Below are 24,145 nucleotides of genomic sequence, written 5' to 3' on the forward strand. Positions count from 1 at the left end.
AAATTTTAGACCAAATCCAAAAAAAAAATACGTTTTATTTTTAACTTATAACTAATTGATTATCTTTCCTAAACAAAAAATAAGGGTAATTGCTTCCGAAAATAAACAACGAGAAAATTTGCAACTTCACCAAAAGTAGTAAAACATCTTAACACTTATATTTTTTTACTGAAGAAAAAGATTAAAAATCAACCATTTGTACGCGAGTAAAAGAACCTTATCCTCTTAAATTTAATTTTTAGGCATCGTTTAAAAGCCAAAACTACTCTACCATAAATAAATCAGATGCTATACCATCGGATAGAAATTTTCCTTTTGGAGTGACCCGAAGATAATCACCTTCCAAACGTAAGGTAGCCTCAGCAAAATGTCTTTGGGCTTGTTGCAATAAATAGGTATAATATTTTTCCCCAAACTCTTGCTTCACTTGAGTGATTGAAATACCAATCATTGTACGTATGCGAGTGATTATCAATTCATTATATCGATCGTTTTGCGAAAGCACCTCTTTTTCAGCAGGAAGTTCACCCTTTGCAATCGCCTGTATGTATTTAATATTGTGAGCGATGTTCCAACTGCGTTCACTTCCATTAAAACTATGTGCCGATGGCCCAATTCCCATATATTTTTTCCCAAACCAATAAGCCGTATTGTTTCTACTAAAATATCCTTCTTTGCCAAAATTTGAAAATTCGTAGTGTACAAAACCTGCTTTTATCAAAACTTCAACCATCTTTTGAAAATGAGATAACGACTGATTATCATCAACTTGGGTTATTTTCCCTATTGCGATAAATTTATGCAATGCCGTTTGTGGTTCTACTGTCAGTGCGTAGGCTGATATGTGTGGAACATTGTAAGACAAAGCCTTTTCGAGATTTTGTAGCCAACGCTCATCACTCATATTAGGAATTCCATAAATCAAATCAAGAGTAATATTATCAAAAAAATTCGGTGCTTCCGAAAGCAATCTGTGAACTTGCTCTGTAGAGTGAGCTCGGTTCATCATGCGTAAATCTTCCTCAAAAAACGACTGCACACCAACGCTCAATCGATTAATTTTAAGAGATTTAAATACACATAAACGCTGTTCGGGAGTCTTTCCATCTTTAAAAAAATCGTCGGGATTCGCTTCTATGGTAATCTCTGCATCATCACTAACACAATAATTTTCAAAAACGGTTTGTAGAATACGTTCCAACTCTTGATCGGAGAGAATACTGGGAGTTCCACCACCAAAGTAAATGGTCTGAATAACGGAATTTTCAGCTTCTTTTTTTCTAATTATCAACTCCTTACACAAAGAGTCTACCATCTCACTTCTGCGTTTCAGAGTCGTGGAAAAATGAAAATCACAGTAATGGCATGCCTGTTTGCAAAAGGGAATATGTATGTAAATGCTATGCAAAATTGCTATTTTTATCGGATGCGGTTTTCATTTTGTTTTACAAAAGCTGCCCAACTATTGTATGATTTTTGGGTAGTTACTTTACCGTTATTAAAAAAGTGACATACAGCGACAGCGAGTCCGTCAGTAGCATCAAAATATTTGGGTAATTCTTTTATTTTCAGTAGCTGTTGCAACATTTTTGCAACTTGTTCCTTAGAAGCATTTCCGTTTCCTGTGATTGCCATTTTAACTTTTTTAGGTTCATACTCGGTTATAGGTAGTTGCCGAGAAAGCCCAGCTGCCATTGCTACTCCTTGAGCTCGACCTAATTTGAGCATTGATTGGACATTTTTACCAAAGAAAGGGGCTTCAATTGCTAATTCATCAGGATGATACGTGTCGATAAGTTCTATTGTTCTGTCGAAAATTACACGAAGTTTGATATAGTGATTATCATATTTTTGAAGATGTAACTCATTGACCTGCAACAACTCCATCTGCTGATTTTCAACTTTGATAATACCAAAACCCATAATGGTTGTGCCAGGATCTATTCCTAAAATGATTTTTTCCACAAATTTCTATTGTTTATTTCACACAGACTTTAAACTGCACCTTTTATTACTTGAAGAAGAAATTATCAAAGTGCAATTGTTCAAAAGAAAAAAGAACTGGTTCAAAAAATCCCTGTAAGATTTAAAATTCTTATGTAAAGAATCATCTCCTACTTTACATTCATCACAATTGGAACTCGAAACTGTACGCTAATACTAACTCCGTGTTTTGTAGCGGGTTGAATAGGATTTATAGTTGCAATCTCATCTAAGTTATCTGCTAAATCTTCATCAAGAGTAGGCAATAACTCTTTCGTTTTCGCCTTGGCTTCAGTATTTTCCAGCACAGCCTTTCCGTTGTTATCAATTTTGATATTTACAAATATAGTATCCAAAATAGGTTCGGTAACCTCTATTTTTTCGTTTTCCAATCGTTCTTGCAAAAACTTAGAAAAATGTTGTACAAAGCACTGTTTTTGCTCCTCCTTAGACGCTGATTCTGAGCATAATCCTTTAAAAATAGGATATGTATCAACCTCATTCATATCAATCTCAGCAAGTCTAAGATCGGCAATAGAATCCAACTTAGCTTGTTTTATTTTTTCTTTTTCCTCTTCTGTTAAATTAGCTCCACCACCTCCACAGGCTGTTACCAACGTAAGCGATAGATATAAAAACCAAAAGCTATATTTCATAAATAAACATTTACTGCATGATTCAGGTTTCAAAAGTAATATAAAAAATTGATACAAAAAAATAAAACAGGTTTTTTTATTTTATTTATAAAATGTATATATTTGTGGATTATTTAATGTATCGTCGATATACGAAGTAGTTCTTACAAGATTATTTTCGATTTTCGATCTACATAAACATTTAAAATACAGGTGTATACACCAAATTTTCCAACAACGGTAGGCAACGTAAGTGAATAAAAATCGTTTTATTTGTTTCCTGCAGGTTTGTTTTGCGTTATTCAATGGGCAATTGAAAACTGGGAGCAAATTAATCACTATTATTTTGAAAAATATATATTTTATGAAATACAAAAGAATATTATTGAAATTAAGTGGCGAAGCTCTGATGGGAAGCCGTCAGTATGGCATTGACCCTGCCCGTTTAAAAGAGTATGCTTCTGAAATCAAGCAAGTTGTGAAAGAAGGCGTTGAAGTTGCTATTGTGATAGGTGGCGGAAACATTTTTAGAGGTGTTGCTGGAGCAAGTAATGGAATGGACAGAGTTCAAGGAGATTATATGGGAATGCTTGCAACAGTAATCAATTCGTTGGCATTGCAGAGTGCTTTGGAAGATGAGGGTATTTATACGCGTTTGCAAACGGCTATTAAAATGGAAGCTATTGCGGAGCCTTTTATCAAACGCCGTGCGGTTCGCCACTTGGAAAAAGGACGTGTCGTAATTTTTGGTGCGGGTACAGGAAATCCTTATTTCACAACCGACTCAGCAGCAGTACTTCGTGCTATTGAAATCAATGCTGATGTGATTTTGAAAGGTACTCGGGTGGACGGAATTTACACTGCCGACCCAGAGAAAGATTCAACCGCAACCAAATTTGAACGTATTACATTCGATGATGTGATGGATAAAGGTCTGAAGGTGATGGATATGACTGCTTTCACACTGAGCCAAGAAAACAATCTACCGATTATTGTTTTCGACATGAACAAAAAAGGAAATTTGATGAAGGTTGTAACTGGCGAAAATGTGGGTACCACAGTTGATGTGAAGTAACTTCTCTTTGTCAGAGCCATAAAAATCGGAATTGATAGAAAATAAAACACTTAAAAAACAAACAATTTTTTATATTATAAATATGAACGAAGAAATTAACATTATTCTAGAAAGTACTGAAGAAGCAATGCAAAATGCCTTAGCTCATTTAGAAAAAGCTTTAGTAAATATTCGTGCAGGAAAAGCAAGTCCACAAATGTTAGGGAGCGTTTTTGTAGATTACTACGGTTCACAAACTCCTCTAAGCCAAGTAGCTAACGTAAGCACACCCGATTCTCGTACGATTACTATCCAACCGTGGGAAAAAAGTATGATTCAGCCTATTGAAAAGGCAATTTTGGTTGCTAACTTAGGTTTTAACCCTATGAATAACGGTGATTATGTAATCATTAGCGTACCTCCTTTAACCGAGGAACGCCGTAAAGATTTGGTAAAACAAGCTAAAGGAGAAAGCGAAGATGCTAAAATTAGTGTACGCAACGCCCGTCAGGAAGCTAACAAAGAAATCAAAAAAGTAGAGACTTCAGAAGATATCAAAAAAGATGCTGAGGAAAGGGTACAAAAACTAACGGATAAATACATCAAAAAAGTAGATGAAGTTTTAGCCGTTAAAGAATCTGAAATCTTAAAAGTCTGATTCCTTCATCTTACGAGTAAAGATAAAATAGTTTTTAATCTCACACATACACGAAGCATGAAACCGTAATGGATTCTTTCTAAATGAAAACAAGACAGTTACACTTTGAATGTTTGGCTACAAGATTAGAATAAAAAAATCAAAACTTTGTCAAATAGCCTATATTTTGACAAAGTTTTGAAATAAAAAAAACTCAGCGAAAACCTGACATGATCTCTCCGAATGAAAAATACAATCGCCAATAGAGTTAATGATTTTCTAAAAAAATTCCCTCCCTTTGATATTATTGATCAAGAAAACTTACTTAATTTATCCAAAGAGGTTACCATTATTTATTTGGAAAAAGGGAAAATAGTATTCAATGAGCAAGACCATCCACACGATTATTTTTATATCGTAAAAGAAGGTGCCATTGAAATGCGACAAACAGTGAATGACAATTTTGAGATGGTCGATATCTGTGATGAAGGTGATGTTTTTGGGGTACGTCCCATAATTACGAACACACCTTATCAAATGAGTGCTATTGCTCAAGAAGAATCTATTATTTATGGCATCCCATCCAAGGATTTCAGACCTCTGATTGAGAAAGATACTAAAATCGGATTGTATCTGATCGAAATATTCGCTTCAAAAACTCGGAACCCATATTCGATAGATCATACGAAGTATTTATATCAGAATTTTGATAGAAACATGCTTCAAAAGGATTTTTTTGAACTTCAACCAGCTGTTTACGTCAAAAAAGTGGTCAAAGCCAGTCCCGAAGAATCTATACAACAAATAGCAACCTTGATGACCGAAAAAAGGGTGAGTAGCATCGTAATTGTGGATGCAGACAAAAAACCCTTGGGAATTGTTACGGACAAAGATTTGCGAAAGCAAATTGCTACCAGTTATTTTTCATTGGACATGCAAGTTTCACAGGTAATGAGCAGTCCAGTGCGTACCTATCCCAAACAGATGACTATCGCAAAAGCTCAATTCGAGATGATAAAAAATAACATTAATCATCTGATTATCACCGAAGACGGTACAAATAATACTCCTACGATTGGTATCATGACTCAGCACGACATCGAAACTGTTAAAGGAGATAGCATCCCTGAGTTGATGAAAGCGGTGAAACGCTCCAAAAAGTCAAAGCACCTGAAAAGTATCCGCCAACAATCCATTAATTTATTAAAGGGATACGTAATCCAAAACATACCTTTGGGATTGATCACCGATTTGTTTCATCAGTTGTTCGAGGCAATTACTTCAAAAGCTATTGAATTGTGTATCAAACGTATGCCGACACCTCCACCCGTACGTTTTGCATGGGTTAGTTTAGGGAGTTTAGCACGAAAAGAGCAGTTTCTCATCACCGATCAGGACAATGCCATTGTCTTTGAAGATGTTACTGAGGAACACTATGAACAGACTCAACCCTATTTTTTGCAATTAGCAAATAAGATAAATACTATGTTAAACAAGATTGGCTATGACTATTGTCCTGCAAATATGATGGCAAAAAATCCGAACTGGTGTTTGAGTTTATCAAAATGGGAAGAACAATTCAAATCATGGGTATCAAATGCGAACGATGCTGATTTACTAATGTTTTCAATTTTTTATGATATGTCGTTTAGCTTTGGAGAGGCTACATTAGTGAATAAATTAAGTGATAAAGTGTTCGAATTTACACAAACCAATGAACGATTTATGGCATTGTTAGCAAAAAGTGCTTTGGAAAACCCTTCTCCATTAGGATTTTTTAGAAATTTTATCGTAGAACACGATGGAAAATACAAGGATCAATTCGATCTGAAGGCCAGAGCTTTAACTACCATTAGCGACATTGCACGATTGTTAGCTTTGTCACACAAAATCAAAAATATAACTAACACTGCTGAACGTTTTGAAAAATTAGCCGAACTTGAACCTCAAAATAAAGAAATATTCCTAGCCTGTGCCTATGCTGCCAAAGCCTTACTTAAATTCCGTATAAAAAGTGGATTAAAAAATGATGACAGCGGTAGATACCTGAATATCAAAAATTTAAATAAAGAAGAAAAGACAAAACTAAAACGCTGTTTCAAAACGATTTCCAACGCTCAAGAATTGATAAAACTGCGATTTAAATTGAATTTAACGTATGTTTAGGTCAGTCGTTAATAATATCAGGGGTTAGCATATAGCGTATAGCTTACAGCTTAAAAAAACAAAAACATGCAGGAAGAAGAATTATTATACACGATAGCTTTGAAAAAAATTCCGATGGTAGGCGACATTACAGCTAAAAAACTACTTGCTCACTTTGGAAGTGCCAAAGCTATATTTTCAATCAAAAAACATCATTTGGAGCGTGTTAGCGGTATTGGAGAAAAACTCTTACAAAATTTTTCCTCCTCTGCTGACTATCTACATCAGGCAGAAACTGAGCTTGAATTTATCCTGAAAAATAACATCAAAGTTTGCCACTACAACGACACTGACTACCCTACTCTATTGAAACAATGTGTTGATAGCCCGATTATATTCTACCAACGTGGAAACATAAATCTAACTAACAAACGTATTTTAAGCATTGTTGGAACTCGAAATATAACTCCGTATGGAATTGCTTTTTGTGAAAAACTAATTGAAGAACTATCTGATTTAGACATAGTTATTGTTAGTGGATACGCCTATGGCGTAGACATTCTGGCTCATAAAATGGCTATGAAGCACAATTTACAGACAATCGCTTGCTTAGCTCATGGATTGAATACTATCTACCCTAATCAACATGCTAAATATATGGCAGAAATGGAAGCTAATGGCGGATTCATTACTGATTTTGGTATTGATAGCAAATTCGATCGAAAGAATTTTCTAAGCCGTAATCGGATTATTGCTGGTTTATCAGAGGCTACCATCGTAATTGAATCGGGAATCAAAGGTGGAAGTTTAGTTACTGCAGACATTGCTTTTTCATATAACCGCGAGGTCTTTGCCGTTCCTGGAAGAGCTTCCGACCCTTATAGCTTGGGATGCAATATGCTGATACGCAATGAAAAAGCTCGAATTTTACTCTCTGCTCAAGATTTATTATATCACCTAAATTGGGATAAACCTAAAGCCAAAACCATTCAACAAGAATTATTCGTTTCTTTAACTCCCGAGGAAGAAAAAATACATAATCACTTGAAAAACAACGGAAAGCAATTATTGGATTCGATAGCTATAGACTGTCAACTTCCTATTTACAAAGTATCTTCCTTATTATTTCAATTAGAAATGAAAGGAATGGTTCGTCCGTTTCCTGGTAAACTTTTTGAGGTGATATAGCCAATACCCTCACAACAGAAAATAATTTTATATTTTTCATCAGAATCACTTGAGTTTTGTAAAAAATTCATATCTTGCACGATTATTAATATTTGTTATATATTGAGGTTTTCTTAGCCTTATTTGTATATCAATGAAAACAACATCAAATCACTTTATTTTCAACAACATACGTATATGAAAGATAAAAAGAAACTCGCGTTACATTGGCAAATTTTCATCGGAATGGTTGCAGGAGGATTACTCGGGCTACTCATGTTGCAATTTTCATGGGGAAAAGATGCCGTTTTAGATTTTGTAAAACCCTTCGGGAATATGTTTATCAAATCATTGAAAATTATAGCTTTACCATTAATATTAGCTTCTCTGATCAAAGGTATTGCTGATTTGAAAGACATTTCAAAAATTTCCTCTATAGGGATGAGAACTATTATTTTATACCTATCAACCACTGTTTTAGCGGTTTCCATCGGGTTGATGGTTGCAAATATCATCAAGCCTGGAGATATGCTAACTGAAGAAACTCGCACTGAACTCACAAGAGAGTACCAAACTCAGGCGAATACAAGTATTGAAGTCGCACACAACAAACAACGCGAAGCCCGTCCCTTGGATCCTATTGAGAACCTAATACCTGACAATCTTTTTCTATCAGCGACCAACAATAGCAACATGTTGCAAATCATTTTCTGTGCTATGCTTTTTGGATTTGCCATGATAATGATTCCGGAAGAGAAAACCAAACCTGTCAAGGCTTTTTTCGACAGCTTGAATGACATCATACTCAAAATCATAGATTTAATAATGAAAGTAGCTCCTTTCGGGGTGTTTGCTTTGATTGCGTCCCTTATTGTAGAGGTGCCAAATGCGGAAATGCTTTCCGCTCTCTTAGTTTATGCCTTGGCTGTAGTAATCGGATTGACCATTATGATGGGTGTGTACGGCCTTTTGGTATGGACTTTCACAAAAAAAACGCCAAAATTTTTCTTTAAAAATTTAGCTCCAGTACAACTATTAGCATTTTCGACAAGTTCAAGTTCCGCTACATTACCCCTGACAATGGAAACTGTTGAAAAGAAATTAGGAGTTGATGAAGAGGTCGCAAGTTTTGTTATTCCGTTAGGAGCAACTGTGAATATGGACGGAACAAGTCTTTATTTAGGTATTGCGGCATTATTCATCGCTCAGGCTTTTGGAATGGATTTGAGTTTCTCGGCTCAGTTAGGGATTGTTGCCACTGCCACTTTGGCAAGTATTGGAACTGCGGGAGTGCCAGGAGCCAGTATTGCAATGTTGGTGATCATTTTAGAACAGGCTGGTATCCCAGAAAGTGGTTTAGCATTGATTTTAGCTGTTGATCGCCCTTTGGATATGCTCAGAACCGTTGCCAATGTAACGGGTGATGCCTGTGTGACAATGATTGTCGGAAAATCAGTTGGAAAATTACACGAACCCGAAGAATAACTGTAAATTTAAATTAGAGATATCGCTATTTTAATTTTATAGCTAATAGCCATTATTTACCAATTACTATTCAAAAAAATATGAAAGATAAAGAACGTAAATTACGGTATCATAAAAGAATGGCAACTACCTTATTTTTGATAATGGTAGTACTTTATATAACGATGGTCTTCCTACAGAAAAAATATCCCGAGACCTCCCTGATCGGATATATAAAAGCCTTTTCCGAAGCTGCGATGGTGGGAGCATTGGCTGATTGGTTTGCTGTTACAGCACTTTTTCACAAACCATTAGGTTTGCCTATCCCGCATACAAATTTGATTGAAAATCGCAAAAAAAGCATAGGTGACAACTTGGGTGGATTTGTAGTAGACAATTTTTTGAAGCCCGAAGGTATACGTCCGTATGTTGAGGAAGTGAAAATCACTCCTTTCCTTGCCGAGTGGCTAAGTAAAGAAAAAAATATCAATACATTAACTAATGAAATATCTGAAAAAATAGTACAGTTAGTCAATGGGATTGATGAAGAAAACGCTACCGATTTTATCACTCAAAAAAGCAAGGAACTACTCCATGAAATAGAGCTAAAAACATTGATAAGCAAATCTTTAGATTATATTATGGAGGAGAAAGAGCATCAAAAATTATTGAGTTTTATATTACAAAAAATTGAGACCTATGTTTGGGAAAATAAATCCTTAGTCCAAGAAAAAGTCTCCTCAAAAAGTGCTTTTTTTATCCCCAAATTCGTTGATGACATTTTGGCAGACAAAATAACCGAAGGACTGGCAAATTACGTAGCTGAAATCATCAAAGATCCTGAACATTCCGTACGTAAAGAAGTTGACAGCCAACTAAACGCATTTAGCAAAGATATTCAAACATCTTCAGCATGGTCAACAAAGATAGAAAACATTAAAAGTCAAATAATTAACTCTAAATCTATCGATAAATACGCTTTACAAATGTGGAAATACCTAAAAGATTATATCAATAACGACTTAGCAAAACCTACTACCGACTCTACATTAAAGCAATACTTCTATAAATATATTCAAAAACTTAGTTTACAGCTACATACCGACGTAGAATTACAGCAAAAAATCAACCGACAAATACAAAAAACAGCATATCAATTCATACTCAAAAACCGTCATGAGGTTGGGATACTTATAAGCCGAACTGTAGGAAATTGGCAGGGTAAAGAACTCAGTCGAAAGCTAGAATTAGAGGTTGGCAAGGATTTACAGTTTATCAGAATTAATGGCACAGTTGTTGGTGGATTAGCAGGAGTGTTGATTTATGCTATTACGCAATTTTTGTAGAAATCAGTAAGTTCTAAAATTATAAGTTGTAAAACTAAAAATCAATAATTTCACAAACGAGTTATGGGTATGTTTATCTATTCTATAAATAAAACTTACAAAAGTAAAAAGCATAGTTCTTAACTGACAAAATAACTCATTCGGTTTTTGATAAATACGAATCTCTAAAAAAATAAGTATATATGAATACAAAACAAATTATCGAACAAAGTTTACTAAACAGTATTACGTATCCGACATATCGAAGCCTACATCAACAATACGTCAATGAAAAGCGAACCAGTGGTGCCAACCAGAGCGAAGAGTATATAAAACACAGCACAGTGAACGAAAGTCGCTACAAACGATTGGACAAAACAATTGTAATCCCAGAAGAAAAGGCTACGTTTTTCAAAAACTATGACAAACAAATAACCTTGTTAGTAATAACTGAATTTTGGTGTGGCGATGCGGCTCAAATCATTCCTGTTATCAACAAAATTTCAGAATTGAATCCTAAAATCATGCTAAAACTCGTTTTTAGGGATGATAATGAAGAGTTGATGAATCTATTTTTAACCAATGGAGGAAAAGCAATTCCAATAGCGGTAGTGCTGGATTTAGAAAACAACGTATTAACACACTGGGGATCCAGACCTTCTGAGGCAACAAAAATGGTAGAAGATTACAAGGCAAAACATGGAGCATTGGATGCTGAGTTTAAGGAAAACCTACAAAAATGGTACAACCAAGACAAAGGAAACAATATCATTGATGATTTCGTGAAGATCCTTTCTGAAATTTAAATCAAAAACAGAAATATGAAGATTTAACAACAAGCGACCAGCTGTAAACTTAAGCTGGTCGCACATTTGTTCGAAAGATCGAATTTCGGATAGCTACTTTCTAAAATAAGGCGTAAACGCCTTATATCAAACCTACGAAGCTATCATAAAAATTCGATTTTTCGTACAGTTCTATAAAATCCTGAACATTGTCTGTGCTTTATTTTGGGTCTCGTCCCATTCTGAATCGGGAATAGATTCTTTCAAAACACCTCCCCCTACATAGATATACGCCTGATTTTCTTCAAGTTGCATACAACGTAGATTTACGTAGAAATCAAATTTCTGCTGCTCAACTACTCCGCAATAACCAGTGTAAAAAATACGATCATACGATTCATTTTCTAATATAAACCGTTGTGCTGCCTCAAACGGAAACCCACAAACAGCAGGTGTAGGATGTAATTGAGTAACCACATCAAACGGGTTTTTATCGGCTTGTAAGTCGGCTGTAATGTGCGTACATAAATGAACCACTCCTCCCGCTCTGACTGTTTTTGGTTCACTAACTTTTTTATTTTCTGTATAGAATTTTATTTTATCAAGAATGTCATCCGTAACAATTTGTTGTTCTTCACGTTCTTTCTGTTGCCAAGTAATTATTCCTTCTTTAAAAGGTTGTGTACCTGCTAAAGCCATAGTATACAGCTGATTTTCTGAAAATTTCAACAAGGTTTCAGGTGTTGCTGCCAACCACACCCCCACTTTTGGATGTGAAAATAAGTAGCAAAATGCCGTAGGATAGTTTTCTATCATTTTCTGGAATATTTCCACAGGATTTTTATGATAAGGTGCAGCTATTTTTCGTGATAAAACTACCTTATGAAGCTCACTGTTTTGCATGGTTTGGACAGCTTTTTTGATTAATTTGATATGATTTTGCTTCTGTCCTTCGTCAAAGGGAAGTTTTCGGTCGGAAAACTGAAAATGAAAATCCTCTACATTTGCTACATATTTTTCTTCGGATTTTAAAAGTATTTTTTTATGTGTTATATTCTGAAAAGGAGCCAAGACAAATCCTTCATTTGCGAATGAATCTTCAAATATATATACTTGATTATCTATTTGATTGTATAAATTTATTTGCTTTTCATTCGGACGTCTAAATATCACAAAAGGAACTTCCGATTCTTGTAGTAAAATAGCTTTTTTTAGTATTTCTGAATAGGAAATCATATTTTTATTGTAGTAAATTTAAATGAAGAAATTAGTTTATCATGTTGATTGGTGGCTTTTATATCCCATAATTGCAAAGTTCCTCCATTATGAATGCAGGTAGCTTTGGCAAAAATAGTATCTCCTACTTTACCTGCCCGCAGATGATTACCACTTAGTTCAATCCCTCGAATACTTTCTCCTTGCTTTCGATAAAGTACGTAAGCTCCCACACTGCCAACGGTTTCGGCTAATGCAAAGGTGATTCCTCCGTGTAAAATACCATCAATTTGTGTAACTCTGGAAGTTACGGGCATTTTCAAAGTAATAAAATCCTTCCCCAATTCAACAGGCTCTATGCCTAAATAAGAAATAAGCTCATTTTCAGGTAATTCACTCCATATTTTTTGTAGTACTTCTTTATCCATAACTCGATGTTTCTAATATTGAATTTGTAAAGATATAAAAAATATCATATAGATAAATATAAAACAAAAAAAATACGTAAGTTTGCCAAAAATTTTGACATATCAACTTTCATTAGACAATAACATATTGTATGAGTTGTTGCTCAAAATATGATAACAACGATAAACATCTAAAAAAGAATATATTATGTGTAGAACATACGCTGGAATTCCCGATGAAAATGCTACTTTTGAAAACTCAAAGGTAATGTTAGTAACCGTTCCTTATGATGGAACATCCACGTGGGGAAAAGGTGCCGATAAAGGGCCTGAGCTTTTCTTGAATGCTTCCGAAAACATGGAACTTTATGACATTGAAACCGACTCTGAGCCCTTCCTGCAAGGAGTATATCTGGCAGGTGAAGTATCAGAAAACAGTTCACCTGAGGCAATGACCGAAGCTGTATATCAAAAAACTAAAGAATTGCTGAAACACGACGATAAATTGTTTACGCTTTTCGGGGGGGAGCATTCAGTATCTATTGGAGCGATTCGTGCTGTAGGTGAGAAGTACGAGAAATTAACTGTTTTACAGTTAGATGCTCACACCGACCTACGCCCTGAATTTCACGGGTCTACATCGAACCATGCTTGTGCTGTATTTGAAGCAAACGAAAAACATAAACTCGTACAGGTGGGTATCCGCTCTATGGACGCTGAAGAAAAAAAATACCTCCCAAAAGGGCGTGTTTTCTTTGCTCACGAAATCGCTAAAAACAAAAAATGGATTGATGATGTACTAGATAAAGTATCCGGAAATGTATACATTACAATTGACTTGGATGCTTTTGACCCTGCCATAGCACCTTCAACTGGAACCCCAGAACCAGGTGGATTACAATGGTATCCAACCTTAAAATTACTCCGTAAAGTTTTCAAGAAATGTAACGTTGTTGCTTTCGACATTGTAGAACTTATGGATAGCCCTATGGCAAAACCAACGGCGTTTTTAGCAGCAAAATTATACTATAAAATGTTGGCATACAACATGAAATACAGTCGTAAAAAATAATTTTTCACAAATATTTCTCTATTTAGTTTTTTTAAAAAAATCTATAAAATGAGACTGTTGCAGAATTGAATTTTATTGTTAAGATTAAAGGAATAAATCAAACTAATAAAAAACATCTATTGATAGTCAGTTTTTTTTGTATTTAACTACTTTATCACATAACTTTGAGTTAAATAATAATCCTTAGTTAAATGAATACTTGGATTTTGGAACAGTCTCTTTTTAAATATTCTATTTCCGAATGAAACATCAACCGAAATGATTTACTTCGACAACGCTTCTACAACCCGTCCTTTTCCCGAAGTAGTTGAAAAGATTCAACAAACACTCACTTCACACTACGGAAATCCGTCATCGACCCACAGTCTGGGACGCTCAGCAAAATCACTCATTGAAAACGCACGGAAAAACATCGCTAAATGGTTAAACGTAAATGCTTCTGAGTTGATTTTCACTTCTGGAGGTACAGAAGCTAACAACATGATTCTCAGAAGTGCAGTACGCGATTTGGGGGTAAAAACCATCATTACTTCAAAAATTGAACACCACGCTGTATTACATTGCGTTGAGCATTTACAAAGAGAATACGGTATCGACATTCTGTACGTTCAGTTGTCCGAAGTAGGAGATGTAGATTTACACGATTTAGAATATTTACTACAAAGAACTGAAAATCAAAAAGTTTTAGTAAGTTTAATGCATGTGAATAATGAGATTGGGAATATGTTGCCAATTACCAAAGTGGGAGAACTCTGCAAAACTTACAACGCTTATTTTCATTCTGATACAGTACAATCGATTGGACATTTTCCGTTAGACTTAAAGGCTTTTCCTATAGATTTTATCACCGCTTCGGCTCATAAATTCCACGGAACCAAAGGAATTGGTTTTGCTTACGTCCGAAAAGGCATCCCGTTACGAGGATTAATTTTCGGTGGTGAGCAAGAAAAAGGAATGCGAAGTGGTACAGAAAATTTACATAACATTGTAGCTATGGAAACCGCTTTAAATGAGTCATATAAAAACTTAACAACCTCTACTGAACATATTAAAAGTATCAAAAAACACTTTATAGAATCGGTTCGTAAGTATTTCCCCGAAGCGAAGTTCAATGGTAATTCTGGAAATATGGAAAGTAGCTCATACACTATCTTAAACGTAGCTTTTCCTTTTTCAGCAGACAAAGGTGTAACCCTACTTTTTACTTTGGATTTGAAGGGTGTAGCCTGTTCCAAAGGCAGTGCCTGTCAAAGTGGTAGCGTACAAAACTCTCATGTTTTATCGGCTTTTCTATCAGAAGAACAACTAAAAATGCCTTCACTACGATTCTCTTTTTCAGTATATAACACCAAAGATGAGGTCGATAAGGTCATTAATATTCTGCGAGAAATTCAAAAATAGCTTTGTCATCTCTTTCGATTTTTCATACAGCCTATTTGCTTAATCAAGATTATGGCTTCTTCTGAAAGTTTGTATCTTATCAAAACAAAACAACTGAAAATCAGAAGTATTATAGATTTTAAAACGATATTCGATAAGGGTGAAATGGAAAAATCCCAAAAGTAGAAAATTAAAGTTGATACAACTCCGAATATGGTTATTCTTTGAGTTTCTTTAAAAAAAGGAGACAAGTGAAATTTTCGATAAACAAAACTGATTTTCAGAGCGTTATAAATCAAAAAAGCACATAAGGTTGATAATCCAGCTCCATCAATCCCATATAATGGAATGAGCCACATATTTAATACTATTGTACATATAATCAACAATATACCAAGATAAAGGACTGTCCTATAATATTTAGAATTGAATAAGATAGCATTGTTAACCCCTACCAAAGAATCCGAAAGTTTTACTAATGAAATAAAAACCAAAACCTTAATTCCTAATGCGTATTCTTTATCGGGTAGTAGATTGTAAAATTGGTTTGCGTTGACGATAATCAAGACAAAAACGATTATGCTTACCAAATAAATGTTAATAGTACTTTTTTTATAAAGTTCATGCAACCCAACTGTCTGATTAGTGTTGATAAACTTAGCTACAAGAGGACTAACCACCTGATACATTGATCTATAAGGAATAGCAATAACTGTAGCTGTAAATATAGCTACGTTGTAAATTGCTATCTCAGAAATGGGTAAATATTGATTAATCATAAACTTATCAATATCCATCAGTAGGTTTGCTACCGATCCCGAAACAACTATAAACAGACTGTAATAAAAAATTTCTCGCTTATTTTTCGGAAGCCCCCAGCTAAATGTGGGTAGCTTTATGGAAAAGGAAGATATTAGCATGAGCAAAGTACGAAGTGCATATGCAACAAACACTCCCCACACAAATTCGTGAAAATCAAAAACTTTATAATAAACACCTAACAACAATAAAGTAATGCAAATACGATGAAAAACTTCTTTCAAAAAATTTCCAAAGACAGTTTTGAGTTGTACTCTTGCCCACGAATAGAAAATCTCGAAATAGCCCATAGCAATGGCTGTAATGAAAATCAAAAAGACGTAATCCCTCACAACCTCATTTTCACCTGAAAGCCATTGTACCATATACTCATAAGTAAAAACACCTATCAAACCTAACGGAAAAATTATCAAAAGTGGTAAAACAAACAACATTGTATTGAACTTCGATAATTCTTTAGAATCGGTATAGGAAAAATAATATCGAATGAAAGTGTTGTGTACTCCAAAAGCAATCAGTGGAGAAAGTATTGTAGCTGTGGAAGTTATATAGCTAACCAATCCATATTCTTCTTTCGAAAGGAAGTAAACAAATAAAAATAAGGTATTTACTGCTCCAAATCCGAAACCCAGATAAGTAGTTAAAATATTCTTTAACGATTGGCGAAATACAATACCCATTTTAAATAAATTATGGTACAAAAGTAATATTTTTTCAGGAAATAAAAGAGACTGCCCTAAGATGTATGTTTCTTTTTGAAAACTTTTATTCCAAATCCCTGAAGAGGAGGAACCCCTCATTCAAAGTTATTGGGGACTGGAAATGACATCTTAGGACAGTCTAATTTATAAAAATTTATTAACTACAAAAACATCACTATGAGTAGCTGTGCTACCATAATTCGCATAAAGGTTGTGAGTGGATAAACAGCAGCATACGTAACCGCTGGAGCATCGGATCCTGTTACGTCATGGGCAAATGCCAAGGCAGGAGGATCGGTTTGCGACCCAGATAGTAGTCCACAGATTTCTAAAAAGTTCAATTTATAGTAAAAACGAGCTACCAACGCTACCACAATAAGTGGCACCAAAGTGATAGCAACTCCCATCAACATCCATTGCAAACCTGCCCCTTCTGATAGGGTTTTAATGAAATTTTGCCCTGCTCCTAAGCCTACACTGGCTAAAAACAATACTATTCCAATCTCTCTAACCATCAAATTAGCACTATGCGACACATAGTGTGTAACCGAGAAGCGACCTCCGTAACGGCTTATTAAAATGGCAACAATAAGTGGCCCTCCTGCCAAACCAAGCTTCACAGGCGACGACATTCCTGGAATAGCAATCGGAATAGACCCTAAAATAACCCCAAGAACAATACCAAAAAAAAGCTCCGCTATGTGTGGATGTTGCATACGTTTTTTAGAATTTCCGAATACTTTTTCAACCAATTTGATATGCTCTTCATCTCCAACCACAGTGATAGCATCCCCAAATTGTAATTTAGTGTCTTTGGTAGGAACAAATTCAATCCCCGCACGATATACACGACTTACGGTTACGCCATACTGTTCACGTACGTTAATCTCTCCTAATTTTTTCGAATATGCCAGTTTGTTAGTAACATTCATTCGGCGTGAAACAATGTCATTTGCCTCTCCTTCAAACAGAGCTATACTTTCTTTCTTTCCTATAAGAGTTGACAATTTATCAAAATCTTTTGGATTCGCCACCAAAAGTAATATATCTCCCTGCTTTAAGATGGTATCCTTATCCACCATATGTATTTTACCTGTATGATAAACGCGTGAAATAACGAAGTCCATTCCTAAAGTTTCTTTTATAATTGCTACGTGTTTTTCAAATAACACTGGATTTTCGACACGAACAGCTACTTTATCAACACTTGAGTTGTTTTTATTAACTTTCCATTGATTCAGTCGTTTCTCGGCATCTAAATTCACTTTCAGGGCTGACTTGAGAATCATCATCACTAAAATAATACCTAATACTCCAAATGGATATGCCACTGCGTATCCGTTAGAAACGTTGGATAATGCTCCGTTGATAGTCTCTTGTGATTGACCTTCTGCTCTGAAAATGTCCACAATAGCTTGTTGAGCGGCTCCCAAACCTGGTGTGTTGGTCACTGCTCCTGACATAATCCCCACAAGATCAGCCATGCTAGTATCAGTAGCATAAAACAACACTATCACTGTCAGCACACATGTGAGAACTGAGAGTATTGCTAAACTATTAAGTTTTAAACCTCCTTGTTGAAAAGAAGCAAAAAAACCTGGACCAACCTGCAACCCAATGGTGTAAACGAACAAAATCAGACCAAACTCCTTGATAAAGTGCTGGATGTGTCCATCAACAGTAAAACCAAAATGAGCCACTCCAATTCCTGCGAAAAGCACACAAGCAATTCCGAATGAAATTCCCCAAATACGAACCTTCCCTAAGGCTACCCCTAAGGCTATCACAAAACTGTAAACAATGACTGTATATGCCACACTTTCGTGATTTGAAAATAGATTTACTATCCAATCCATATCGTAAAATATTTTAAAATTTTCCGAACGCAAAAGTACTATTTTTCTTTTACATATAAACAAAAAAATTAGTAAATTCTCATCTATAAAAGTCTTTTTTTATGAATTTGATTAATAATTAATGATTTAGCTATTAGTTTCTCTATTTTAGATATTTATGCGTATTTAAAAAGAAATCACCCTTATGTCTTTCGACTTGGGGTGATTTCCAACTTATGAAACGCTATACCTATCGTTTATGCCAAATCAGTGGAGTTTCGGGTTTATCCTCTCCTCCTAACAATTGTAAAGCTCGGTCATAACCAGCTTGGTTTTTTGTTTTCAAACTGATTGGATAACGAACTCTGCGATACACATTTTTAATGTCTGCAGCCGAATGATCAGTGTAGAATGGCATAAATGGCAATAATCCTTCCAAATACGGATTTTCAAAAAACGGCAATCCCGTTCGGCGGTAATCATTGGTTGCCTCGAACGGTTGCCAAGGATTCTGAGCGATATACTTCTGTGTCATAATCTTAGATAGTACATCATTATTAGTTGGATGTACTCCCTTCGGATAATTATAGGTCACGGTTTCTTCCGTTCCTGATGGGTAAATTTTTCGCGTCAGCTGTTTTGAAGTAATTTCAGTTGTATGGTCAAACTTTACCGAAGTTCCGATACGATTATAACTTTCACTTTCCAAATAAGCATCTGCATAGCGACCTATTTTGTGGTAATCAAAACTAGCTTTTACACCTAATTCATACCACTCCTTAGCTGTACGTCCTGTTTCCCATCCGTAGTGAGCTGCCTCTGCCAATAAAAAGTAGGTTTCCCAACATCCGAAATAGACGCGCCGTAAATCTCCTCCACGATATTGCTTACCGATAGCCGGCAAACGACCTAAATTCCTACGGAAACCTCTCAGAATCAAATCATTTTTCCCTGCATTTTCTCCGCAAGTGAATGATGAAAAGGTATATTTCGTACTGAATTTTTGCCCAGAATCTGCAGGAAGTTCAATTTCTTGATAATTAGTATTATTCTTTTCAGCATTTAAATCGCGCTGTACATAAAAATTTACCAATCCATCATGATGCCCAGGTATATGATAATTTACTAAAATACGAGGATCTATTTCTTTAGGAATATAATCATACAGATATCCTGCTGACTGAATATTTGTTTTTGTTGGCAAATAATCCGGCATATAAACTCCTAAGTATTCATTAGGTGAACGTAAATGATTGGTTAGTGCTTCTTGTGGCAAACCATAGGCAGATGTTCCTGGATATTGTGCCATTTCTGCAACTGAAATTCCTCCCAATCCAAAAGAAATGTTAGTCAATGTGGAAGTAATTTCCATTCCAATATAGCTAAGGGCAAAGATAGAACCTGCAGGATCCTCTAAGTCAGCAATACTTGATTGTGCAACGGAAGCATTATCTACATTATTGATAATGAATCCCGAAATATCTCCTACTTCTTGTAAGATGTTTTCAAAACGAGTTTTACCCACTGTACCTACATTTGAAAAACGCATTGCACAACGCAACCGTAACGAATTGGCATATTTTTTCCAAGCACCAATTTTCCCTGCGTAAAATGCATCAAAAGCATCATTTGAAGCCTCAGTACTTTCATCAAATTTGCTCACTGCCAATTTTAGTTCCTCTTCTATATAGGCGTAAATATCTTCAACACTATCATACTCAGATACTTCCCCTTTGAATCCTTTTCGAGCTGGATAGGGGCCAAACATATCTGTAATCTCTGAAAGCAAATACGCTCGATAAACTCTTGCCATTTGCACATAATTATTGGTTTTGGCATCTGCCTTTCCTGTTCTGATGCGTTCCTCTCCTATTTCAATGGCCTGGCTAACATTGGTAATCCATTTTGCAGCAGAATTCCAATAGTCTGACATGTAATTATTTTGATCTTGCAACACCTGTGGCCCGTGAATAGGGCGATACGTGTACCGAGCTCCCCAAAGCCAAGTACGGTGAAAAAGAATATCCCGATTCCACCAGCTAAGCTGTGCATCAGCGACCGAAGCATTAAACAACCCTTCAACCAGTACCGAATTGCGATCAGCTGCATTGGGATCTTTGTTGATTTCCTCAAAGTCCGAACAAGCGTACGATGAAAATGCAACTATAGATATAATAGCGAATTTTAATATATATTTTCTCATAACACACATTGTTTTAAAGTCCGATAGTAATATTAAACGTAAACGTACGGCTTGTAGGTGGCGCTCCAAACTCCAATGCTGTTACGTTTGTGCCTGTTCCTGAAACTGATTCTGGATCAATTCCTGGAATGTTAGTGTGAATCAACCAAAGATTATTCGCCGTGAAGGAACACTTGAGATTTTGGATTCCAATGCTTTCCAAGTGTTTTTTACCAAACGTATACCCTAATGACAGGGTTCTTAAACGTACCGATGTAGCATCATACATATTAGCTTCAGTGATTCCGATGTTGTTTTGGGCCAATGCTCCCCAATAACGTTGAGGTGTTACTTGTTTTGTGTTTACATCATATCCTCCTGAGCTATTGGCTATTACACCTTCTACAACAAATGAATCTCGCTTACCATCAACAGCTGTTTCTGCTGCCATTCCATAGCCTGTAAGCAAATTACGTGTCATAGAGAACATTTTTCCTCCTACACGAGCATCTACAAGAAAGTCTAAATTAATTCCTTTCCATGAGAAACTATTGCTAAAACCTAACAAGTAATCAGGTTGCTGATTTCCAAGATAATGTAATGCTACAGCATCTCGCTGAGGCAATCCTTCCGCAGTAAGAATCATCTTTCCGTTGTGAGGACTGTTCGCATCATTGACCCTACGGATAGCCGAGCCATAAATTGCTCCATATTCTTTACCTACTTCAGCAAGTACCATAATCTCATCAACTGTAAGCAATTCATAGGAAGCTACCCCTGGGTAAAGGTCGATAATTTGATTTTCATTCTTAGAAAAGTTTACCGTTGTATCCCAATTTAATCCTTCAGGATTTTGTAAAATACCTACTCCTAACGAAAGTTCAACTCCTTTATTTTCAATATTTCCTGCGTTGATTATTTTGAATTTATATCCGCTAGTTTCATCCATCGGTAAACGTAATAATTGACGCATAGCATTGGTCTTATATACAGCTGCATCTAATCGCACTCGGTTGTTAAAAAGTCTTAAATCAAGCCCAGCTTCATATGATTTTACTAACTCACTACGCACTGAATGGTCATACAAAATTTCATTAGTTGAAATTGTTGGCACACCCCAATAGTCTTTCGCAACTGAGTAACTGTTATACAACATATAAGGCTCTAAATCGTTCCCCACCTCAGCATAGGAAGCTCTTACTTTGGCAAATGTTACCCATTCAGGTAATTCTATCAATTCTGAAATCACCCCAGAAAAACTCAAAGATGGATAAAAATAGGAACGATTTACTTTACTCATGGTTGAAGACCAATCGTTACGAAAAGTTGCGTCCAAATACAAACTATTTTTCCATCCGATTTGTGCTGAACCGTATAATGAATTCATTTTTCGCTGTGTAATCAATGAGGTTACAGTTGGTTTTTCTTTACCATTGTTCAATGAGAATATGTTAGGAATCAATAAATCTCCTGATTTAGCATTCATCTCTGAAATATGCTGTGACATTAGATTTCCTCCAAAGGTCAACGTTCCGTTAAGATCTTTCAGTAAATCACTTTTTTCAGCAATCAACAGAAAGCTAAGGTTCTTTTCAGAAAATTCTTTGGAAGCCTCTGCATATTGTCCGTTTTTTGGCACTGATAAACTTCCCGAATGTTTGCGTTGATACATTTTTGTGTTGTAGTAGTCCAATCCTCCTTTTACTTCTCCTCGTAACCAATTTGTAAATTCGTAGGTTACCGCTCCAAAACTGATATAACGATTACGCACGTCGTTGTTTGTATTGTACTTAAGAGTCCACCAAGGGTTGTCGTCGGGCAATGTTTGCGTATCATACCACACTTGTTGTCCGTTAACTATCGGTGGATTGAATTCACGAATATCCAATGTACGAGGGAATATGGTCAAGGTTTTAAATACATTTGACTGGTTCAAACCTTGAATTGGACGATTATGAGCCTGAGTGTTCACATAATTGATTTTAAAATCTACTTTCCAACGATCACTTGCTCCTAAATTAGTTGTAGTTCGCAATGCCATTGATGTACGATTCATATCCGTTTCAGGCACCATACTGGTATTATCCATATAGTTAACAGAACCGTATACCGAAGTTTTATTTATTTGTTGCTGGAAAGAAAGAACTTGTGTGGCTGTAATTCCTGTACGAAAGAAATTATTCATATTATCATACGCCTCCAATTTCACTTGCTTGTTATTCCAATTAGTTACTGTTTGTCCTTCAATTCTTGGCCCCCAGTTTCGAGCTGTTTTAGGATCGTATAAATTATCAACCCCTTGTGCATAAGTATTTTGCAATGCTGGTTTAACAAAAATATCTTCAGTGGCAAGAGTCGTTGAAAATGTAATTCCAAGTCCTTTCTTTTCCTTTCCTGATTTGGTGGTAATCAGAATAACTCCATTTCCAGCACGAGAACCGTAAAGTGCTGCTGCCGAAGCTCCTTTCAAAACAGTAAGGCTTTCTATGTCTTCCGGATTGATATCGGAAAGTCCGTTCCCCATATCCATTCCCGAATTTCCCCAAATATCGGCAGCTCCACTAGCTTTATTGTCTATTGGCACACCATCTACAACAATCAGTGGCTGATTATCTCCTGTGAGTGAATTTTGCCCTCTCAACACAATTTTTGAAGAACCAGCCATACCTCCCGCTCCTTTAACAATCTGCAAACCAGATACTTTCCCTGAAAGAGCATTTGTTACGTTAGCATCACGAGCCTCAAGTAACTTTGTTCCGTCAATTTCCTGTAAAGCATATCCAAGAGCTTTTTCACTTCGTTTGATACCTAATGCCGTTACAACAACCTCTTCCAACTCTTCAGCGTCTTCTTTCAACATAACATTGAGTTTGGTCACGTTAGCTTTTTTCTCTTGCGTAACAAATCCCATGGAACTGAAAATAAGGATTTCTTCTGCTTGAGCTTGAATGTTGTACTTACCATCAAAATCGGTGGACACTCCTCGGGTTGTTCCTTTAACTAAAACGCTCACCCCTGAAAGTGGAATCCCTGATTCATCGGTAACTACACCACTAACCGTACGATTTTGTGCATACAACCAATGGAAACAAAAAACCATCGTTAGCACAAATGTTACTAAAAACTTTCTTTTCATATTGTACATGTTTTTGGTTAAGTAATTAAAATATCTGCCCTACAAAAATAAAGAAATTTATGTTAACAAAAAACTTTTTTAACTATTTTTCTACATAAATATAACAAAAAGATTTTAATGTGATTTTTTAAACATTACATTTATCTGAAAATCAGCACTTTTAAAAAATACAAATGTTTTTCCTCCGTAAAAATTCTTGAACC

18 protein-coding genes are annotated in these 24,145 nt (G+C 35.7%); 9 read left to right on the forward strand and 9 right to left on the reverse strand.

What is annotated here, in order from left to right:
* Nucleotides 1-262 precede the first annotated feature (262 nt).
* The 3 genes from hemW to CGC52_RS02495 form a co-directional block, all read right to left on the reverse strand.
* On the reverse strand, nucleotides 263-1,408 hold the full coding sequence (gene hemW, locus CGC52_RS02485) for a radical SAM family heme chaperone HemW (RefSeq protein ID WP_095893348.1): 1,146 nt from the start codon (nucleotides 1,406-1,408) through the stop codon (nucleotides 263-265).
* Between the two features lie 11 nt (nucleotides 1,409-1,419).
* The gene (gene ruvC, locus CGC52_RS02490) at nucleotides 1,420-1,965 is read right to left on the reverse strand and encodes a crossover junction endodeoxyribonuclease RuvC (protein WP_082021472.1); all 546 of its coding nucleotides are present in this window, start codon (nucleotides 1,963-1,965) and stop codon (nucleotides 1,420-1,422) included.
* 149 nt (nucleotides 1,966-2,114) lie between these two features.
* Nucleotides 2,115-2,639 carry a hypothetical protein gene (locus CGC52_RS02495; RefSeq protein WP_042008711.1) on the reverse strand — a complete coding sequence of 175 codons (525 nt, stop codon included), beginning with the start codon at nucleotides 2,637-2,639 and terminating at the stop codon, nucleotides 2,115-2,117.
* A 343-nt stretch (nucleotides 2,640-2,982) separates the two neighbouring features.
* Between CGC52_RS02495 and pyrH the strand changes: the two genes are divergently transcribed.
* From pyrH to CGC52_RS02530, 7 genes are all read left to right on the forward strand, one after another.
* A complete protein-coding gene (gene pyrH / locus CGC52_RS02500) occupies nucleotides 2,983-3,693 on the forward strand; it encodes a UMP kinase (protein ID WP_042008709.1) in 711 nt (236 codons plus the stop codon).
* A gap of 82 nt (nucleotides 3,694-3,775) precedes the next feature.
* A complete protein-coding gene (frr, locus tag CGC52_RS02505; protein ID WP_042008706.1) occupies nucleotides 3,776-4,330 on the forward strand; it encodes a ribosome recycling factor in 555 nt (184 codons plus the stop codon).
* Between the two features lie 222 nt (nucleotides 4,331-4,552).
* A complete protein-coding gene (locus CGC52_RS02510; RefSeq protein ID WP_095893349.1) occupies nucleotides 4,553-6,475 on the forward strand; it encodes a DUF294 nucleotidyltransferase-like domain-containing protein in 1,923 nt (640 codons plus the stop codon).
* A gap of 66 nt (nucleotides 6,476-6,541) precedes the next feature.
* The gene (gene dprA / locus CGC52_RS02515) at nucleotides 6,542-7,642 is read left to right on the forward strand and encodes a DNA-processing protein DprA (protein WP_095893350.1); all 1,101 of its coding nucleotides are present in this window, start codon (nucleotides 6,542-6,544) and stop codon (nucleotides 7,640-7,642) included.
* 177 nt (nucleotides 7,643-7,819) lie between these two features.
* Nucleotides 7,820-9,106 carry a dicarboxylate/amino acid:cation symporter gene (locus tag CGC52_RS02520; RefSeq protein WP_042008698.1) on the forward strand — a complete coding sequence of 429 codons (1,287 nt, stop codon included), beginning with the start codon at nucleotides 7,820-7,822 and terminating at the stop codon, nucleotides 9,104-9,106.
* A gap of 80 nt (nucleotides 9,107-9,186) precedes the next feature.
* Nucleotides 9,187-10,431, forward strand: a complete 1,245-nt coding sequence (locus tag CGC52_RS02525) for a DUF445 domain-containing protein (RefSeq protein WP_095893351.1) — start codon at nucleotides 9,187-9,189, stop codon at nucleotides 10,429-10,431.
* 182 nt (nucleotides 10,432-10,613) lie between these two features.
* Nucleotides 10,614-11,216, forward strand: a complete 603-nt coding sequence (locus tag CGC52_RS02530) for a thioredoxin family protein (RefSeq protein ID WP_042008694.1) — start codon at nucleotides 10,614-10,616, stop codon at nucleotides 11,214-11,216.
* A gap of 171 nt (nucleotides 11,217-11,387) precedes the next feature.
* On the opposite strand, the gene CGC52_RS02535 is transcribed toward CGC52_RS02530, so the two are convergent.
* Together CGC52_RS02535 and CGC52_RS02540 are read right to left on the reverse strand one after the other, a co-directional pair.
* A complete protein-coding gene (locus CGC52_RS02535) occupies nucleotides 11,388-12,431 on the reverse strand; it encodes an isochorismate synthase (protein WP_042342849.1) in 1,044 nt (347 codons plus the stop codon).
* On the reverse strand, nucleotides 12,428-12,838 hold the full coding sequence (locus CGC52_RS02540) for a PaaI family thioesterase (RefSeq protein ID WP_042008692.1): 411 nt from the start codon (nucleotides 12,836-12,838) through the stop codon (nucleotides 12,428-12,430). The genes CGC52_RS02535 and CGC52_RS02540 overlap by 4 nt, the downstream gene beginning before the upstream one ends.
* Before the next feature lie 187 nt (nucleotides 12,839-13,025).
* Here CGC52_RS02540 and speB point away from each other — a divergent pair, with 187 nt between their 5' ends.
* A complete protein-coding gene (gene speB / locus CGC52_RS02545) occupies nucleotides 13,026-13,889 on the forward strand; it encodes an agmatinase (protein WP_042008689.1) in 864 nt (287 codons plus the stop codon).
* A 258-nt stretch (nucleotides 13,890-14,147) separates the two neighbouring features.
* Complete coding sequence (locus CGC52_RS02550; RefSeq protein WP_042342844.1) at nucleotides 14,148-15,290, forward strand: cysteine desulfurase family protein; 1,143 nt, start codon at nucleotides 14,148-14,150, stop codon at nucleotides 15,288-15,290.
* Nucleotides 15,291-15,295: 5 nt separating this feature from the next.
* Here CGC52_RS02550 and CGC52_RS02555 read toward each other — a convergent pair whose 3' ends face one another.
* The 4 genes from CGC52_RS02555 to CGC52_RS02570 form a co-directional block, all read right to left on the reverse strand.
* On the reverse strand, nucleotides 15,296-16,768 hold the full coding sequence (locus CGC52_RS02555) for a lipopolysaccharide biosynthesis protein (protein WP_095894428.1): 1,473 nt from the start codon (nucleotides 16,766-16,768) through the stop codon (nucleotides 15,296-15,298).
* A 182-nt stretch (nucleotides 16,769-16,950) separates the two neighbouring features.
* Nucleotides 16,951-18,645 carry a putative transporter gene (locus CGC52_RS02560; RefSeq protein WP_042342843.1) on the reverse strand — a complete coding sequence of 565 codons (1,695 nt, stop codon included), beginning with the start codon at nucleotides 18,643-18,645 and terminating at the stop codon, nucleotides 16,951-16,953.
* 229 nt (nucleotides 18,646-18,874) lie between these two features.
* Complete coding sequence (locus CGC52_RS02565; RefSeq protein ID WP_198540570.1) at nucleotides 18,875-20,827, reverse strand: SusD/RagB family nutrient-binding outer membrane lipoprotein; 1,953 nt, start codon at nucleotides 20,825-20,827, stop codon at nucleotides 18,875-18,877.
* 13 nt (nucleotides 20,828-20,840) lie between these two features.
* Nucleotides 20,841-23,942 carry a SusC/RagA family TonB-linked outer membrane protein gene (locus CGC52_RS02570; protein WP_095894429.1) on the reverse strand — a complete coding sequence of 1,034 codons (3,102 nt, stop codon included), beginning with the start codon at nucleotides 23,940-23,942 and terminating at the stop codon, nucleotides 20,841-20,843.
* Nucleotides 23,943-24,145 lie beyond the last annotated feature (203 nt).

The sequence above is a fragment of the Capnocytophaga sp. H2931 genome, from assembly GCF_002302535.1.
In the GTDB taxonomy this organism is placed as follows: Bacteria; Bacteroidota; Bacteroidia; order Flavobacteriales; family Flavobacteriaceae; genus Capnocytophaga; species Capnocytophaga canis.

Coding starts and splice junctions, on each gene's coding strand:
- CGC52_RS02495 (WP_042008711.1), bottom strand. CDS start 2,639: ATGAAATATAGCTTTTGGTTTTTATATCTATCGCTTACGTTGGTAACA.
- pyrH (WP_042008709.1), top strand. CDS start 2,983: ATGAAATACAAAAGAATATTATTGAAATTAAGTGGCGAAGCTCTGATG.
- frr (WP_042008706.1), top strand. CDS start 3,776: ATGAACGAAGAAATTAACATTATTCTAGAAAGTACTGAAGAAGCAATG.
- CGC52_RS02510 (WP_095893349.1), top strand. CDS start 4,553: ATGAAAAATACAATCGCCAATAGAGTTAATGATTTTCTAAAAAAATTC.
- dprA (WP_095893350.1), top strand. CDS start 6,542: ATGCAGGAAGAAGAATTATTATACACGATAGCTTTGAAAAAAATTCCG.
- CGC52_RS02520 (WP_042008698.1), top strand. CDS start 7,820: ATGAAAGATAAAAAGAAACTCGCGTTACATTGGCAAATTTTCATCGGA.
- CGC52_RS02525 (WP_095893351.1), top strand. CDS start 9,187: ATGAAAGATAAAGAACGTAAATTACGGTATCATAAAAGAATGGCAACT.
- CGC52_RS02530 (WP_042008694.1), top strand. CDS start 10,614: ATGAATACAAAACAAATTATCGAACAAAGTTTACTAAACAGTATTACG.
- CGC52_RS02535 (WP_042342849.1), bottom strand. CDS start 12,431: ATGATTTCCTATTCAGAAATACTAAAAAAAGCTATTTTACTACAAGAA.
- CGC52_RS02540 (WP_042008692.1), bottom strand. CDS start 12,838: ATGGATAAAGAAGTACTACAAAAAATATGGAGTGAATTACCTGAAAAT.
- speB (WP_042008689.1), top strand. CDS start 13,026: ATGTGTAGAACATACGCTGGAATTCCCGATGAAAATGCTACTTTTGAA.
- CGC52_RS02550 (WP_042342844.1), top strand. CDS start 14,148: ATGATTTACTTCGACAACGCTTCTACAACCCGTCCTTTTCCCGAAGTA.
- CGC52_RS02555 (WP_095894428.1), bottom strand. CDS start 16,768: ATGGGTATTGTATTTCGCCAATCGTTAAAGAATATTTTAACTACTTAT.
- CGC52_RS02560 (WP_042342843.1), bottom strand. CDS start 18,645: ATGGATTGGATAGTAAATCTATTTTCAAATCACGAAAGTGTGGCATAT.
- CGC52_RS02565 (WP_198540570.1), bottom strand. CDS start 20,827: ATGAGAAAATATATATTAAAATTCGCTATTATATCTATAGTTGCATTT.
- CGC52_RS02570 (WP_095894429.1), bottom strand. CDS start 23,942: ATGAAAAGAAAGTTTTTAGTAACATTTGTGCTAACGATGGTTTTTTGT.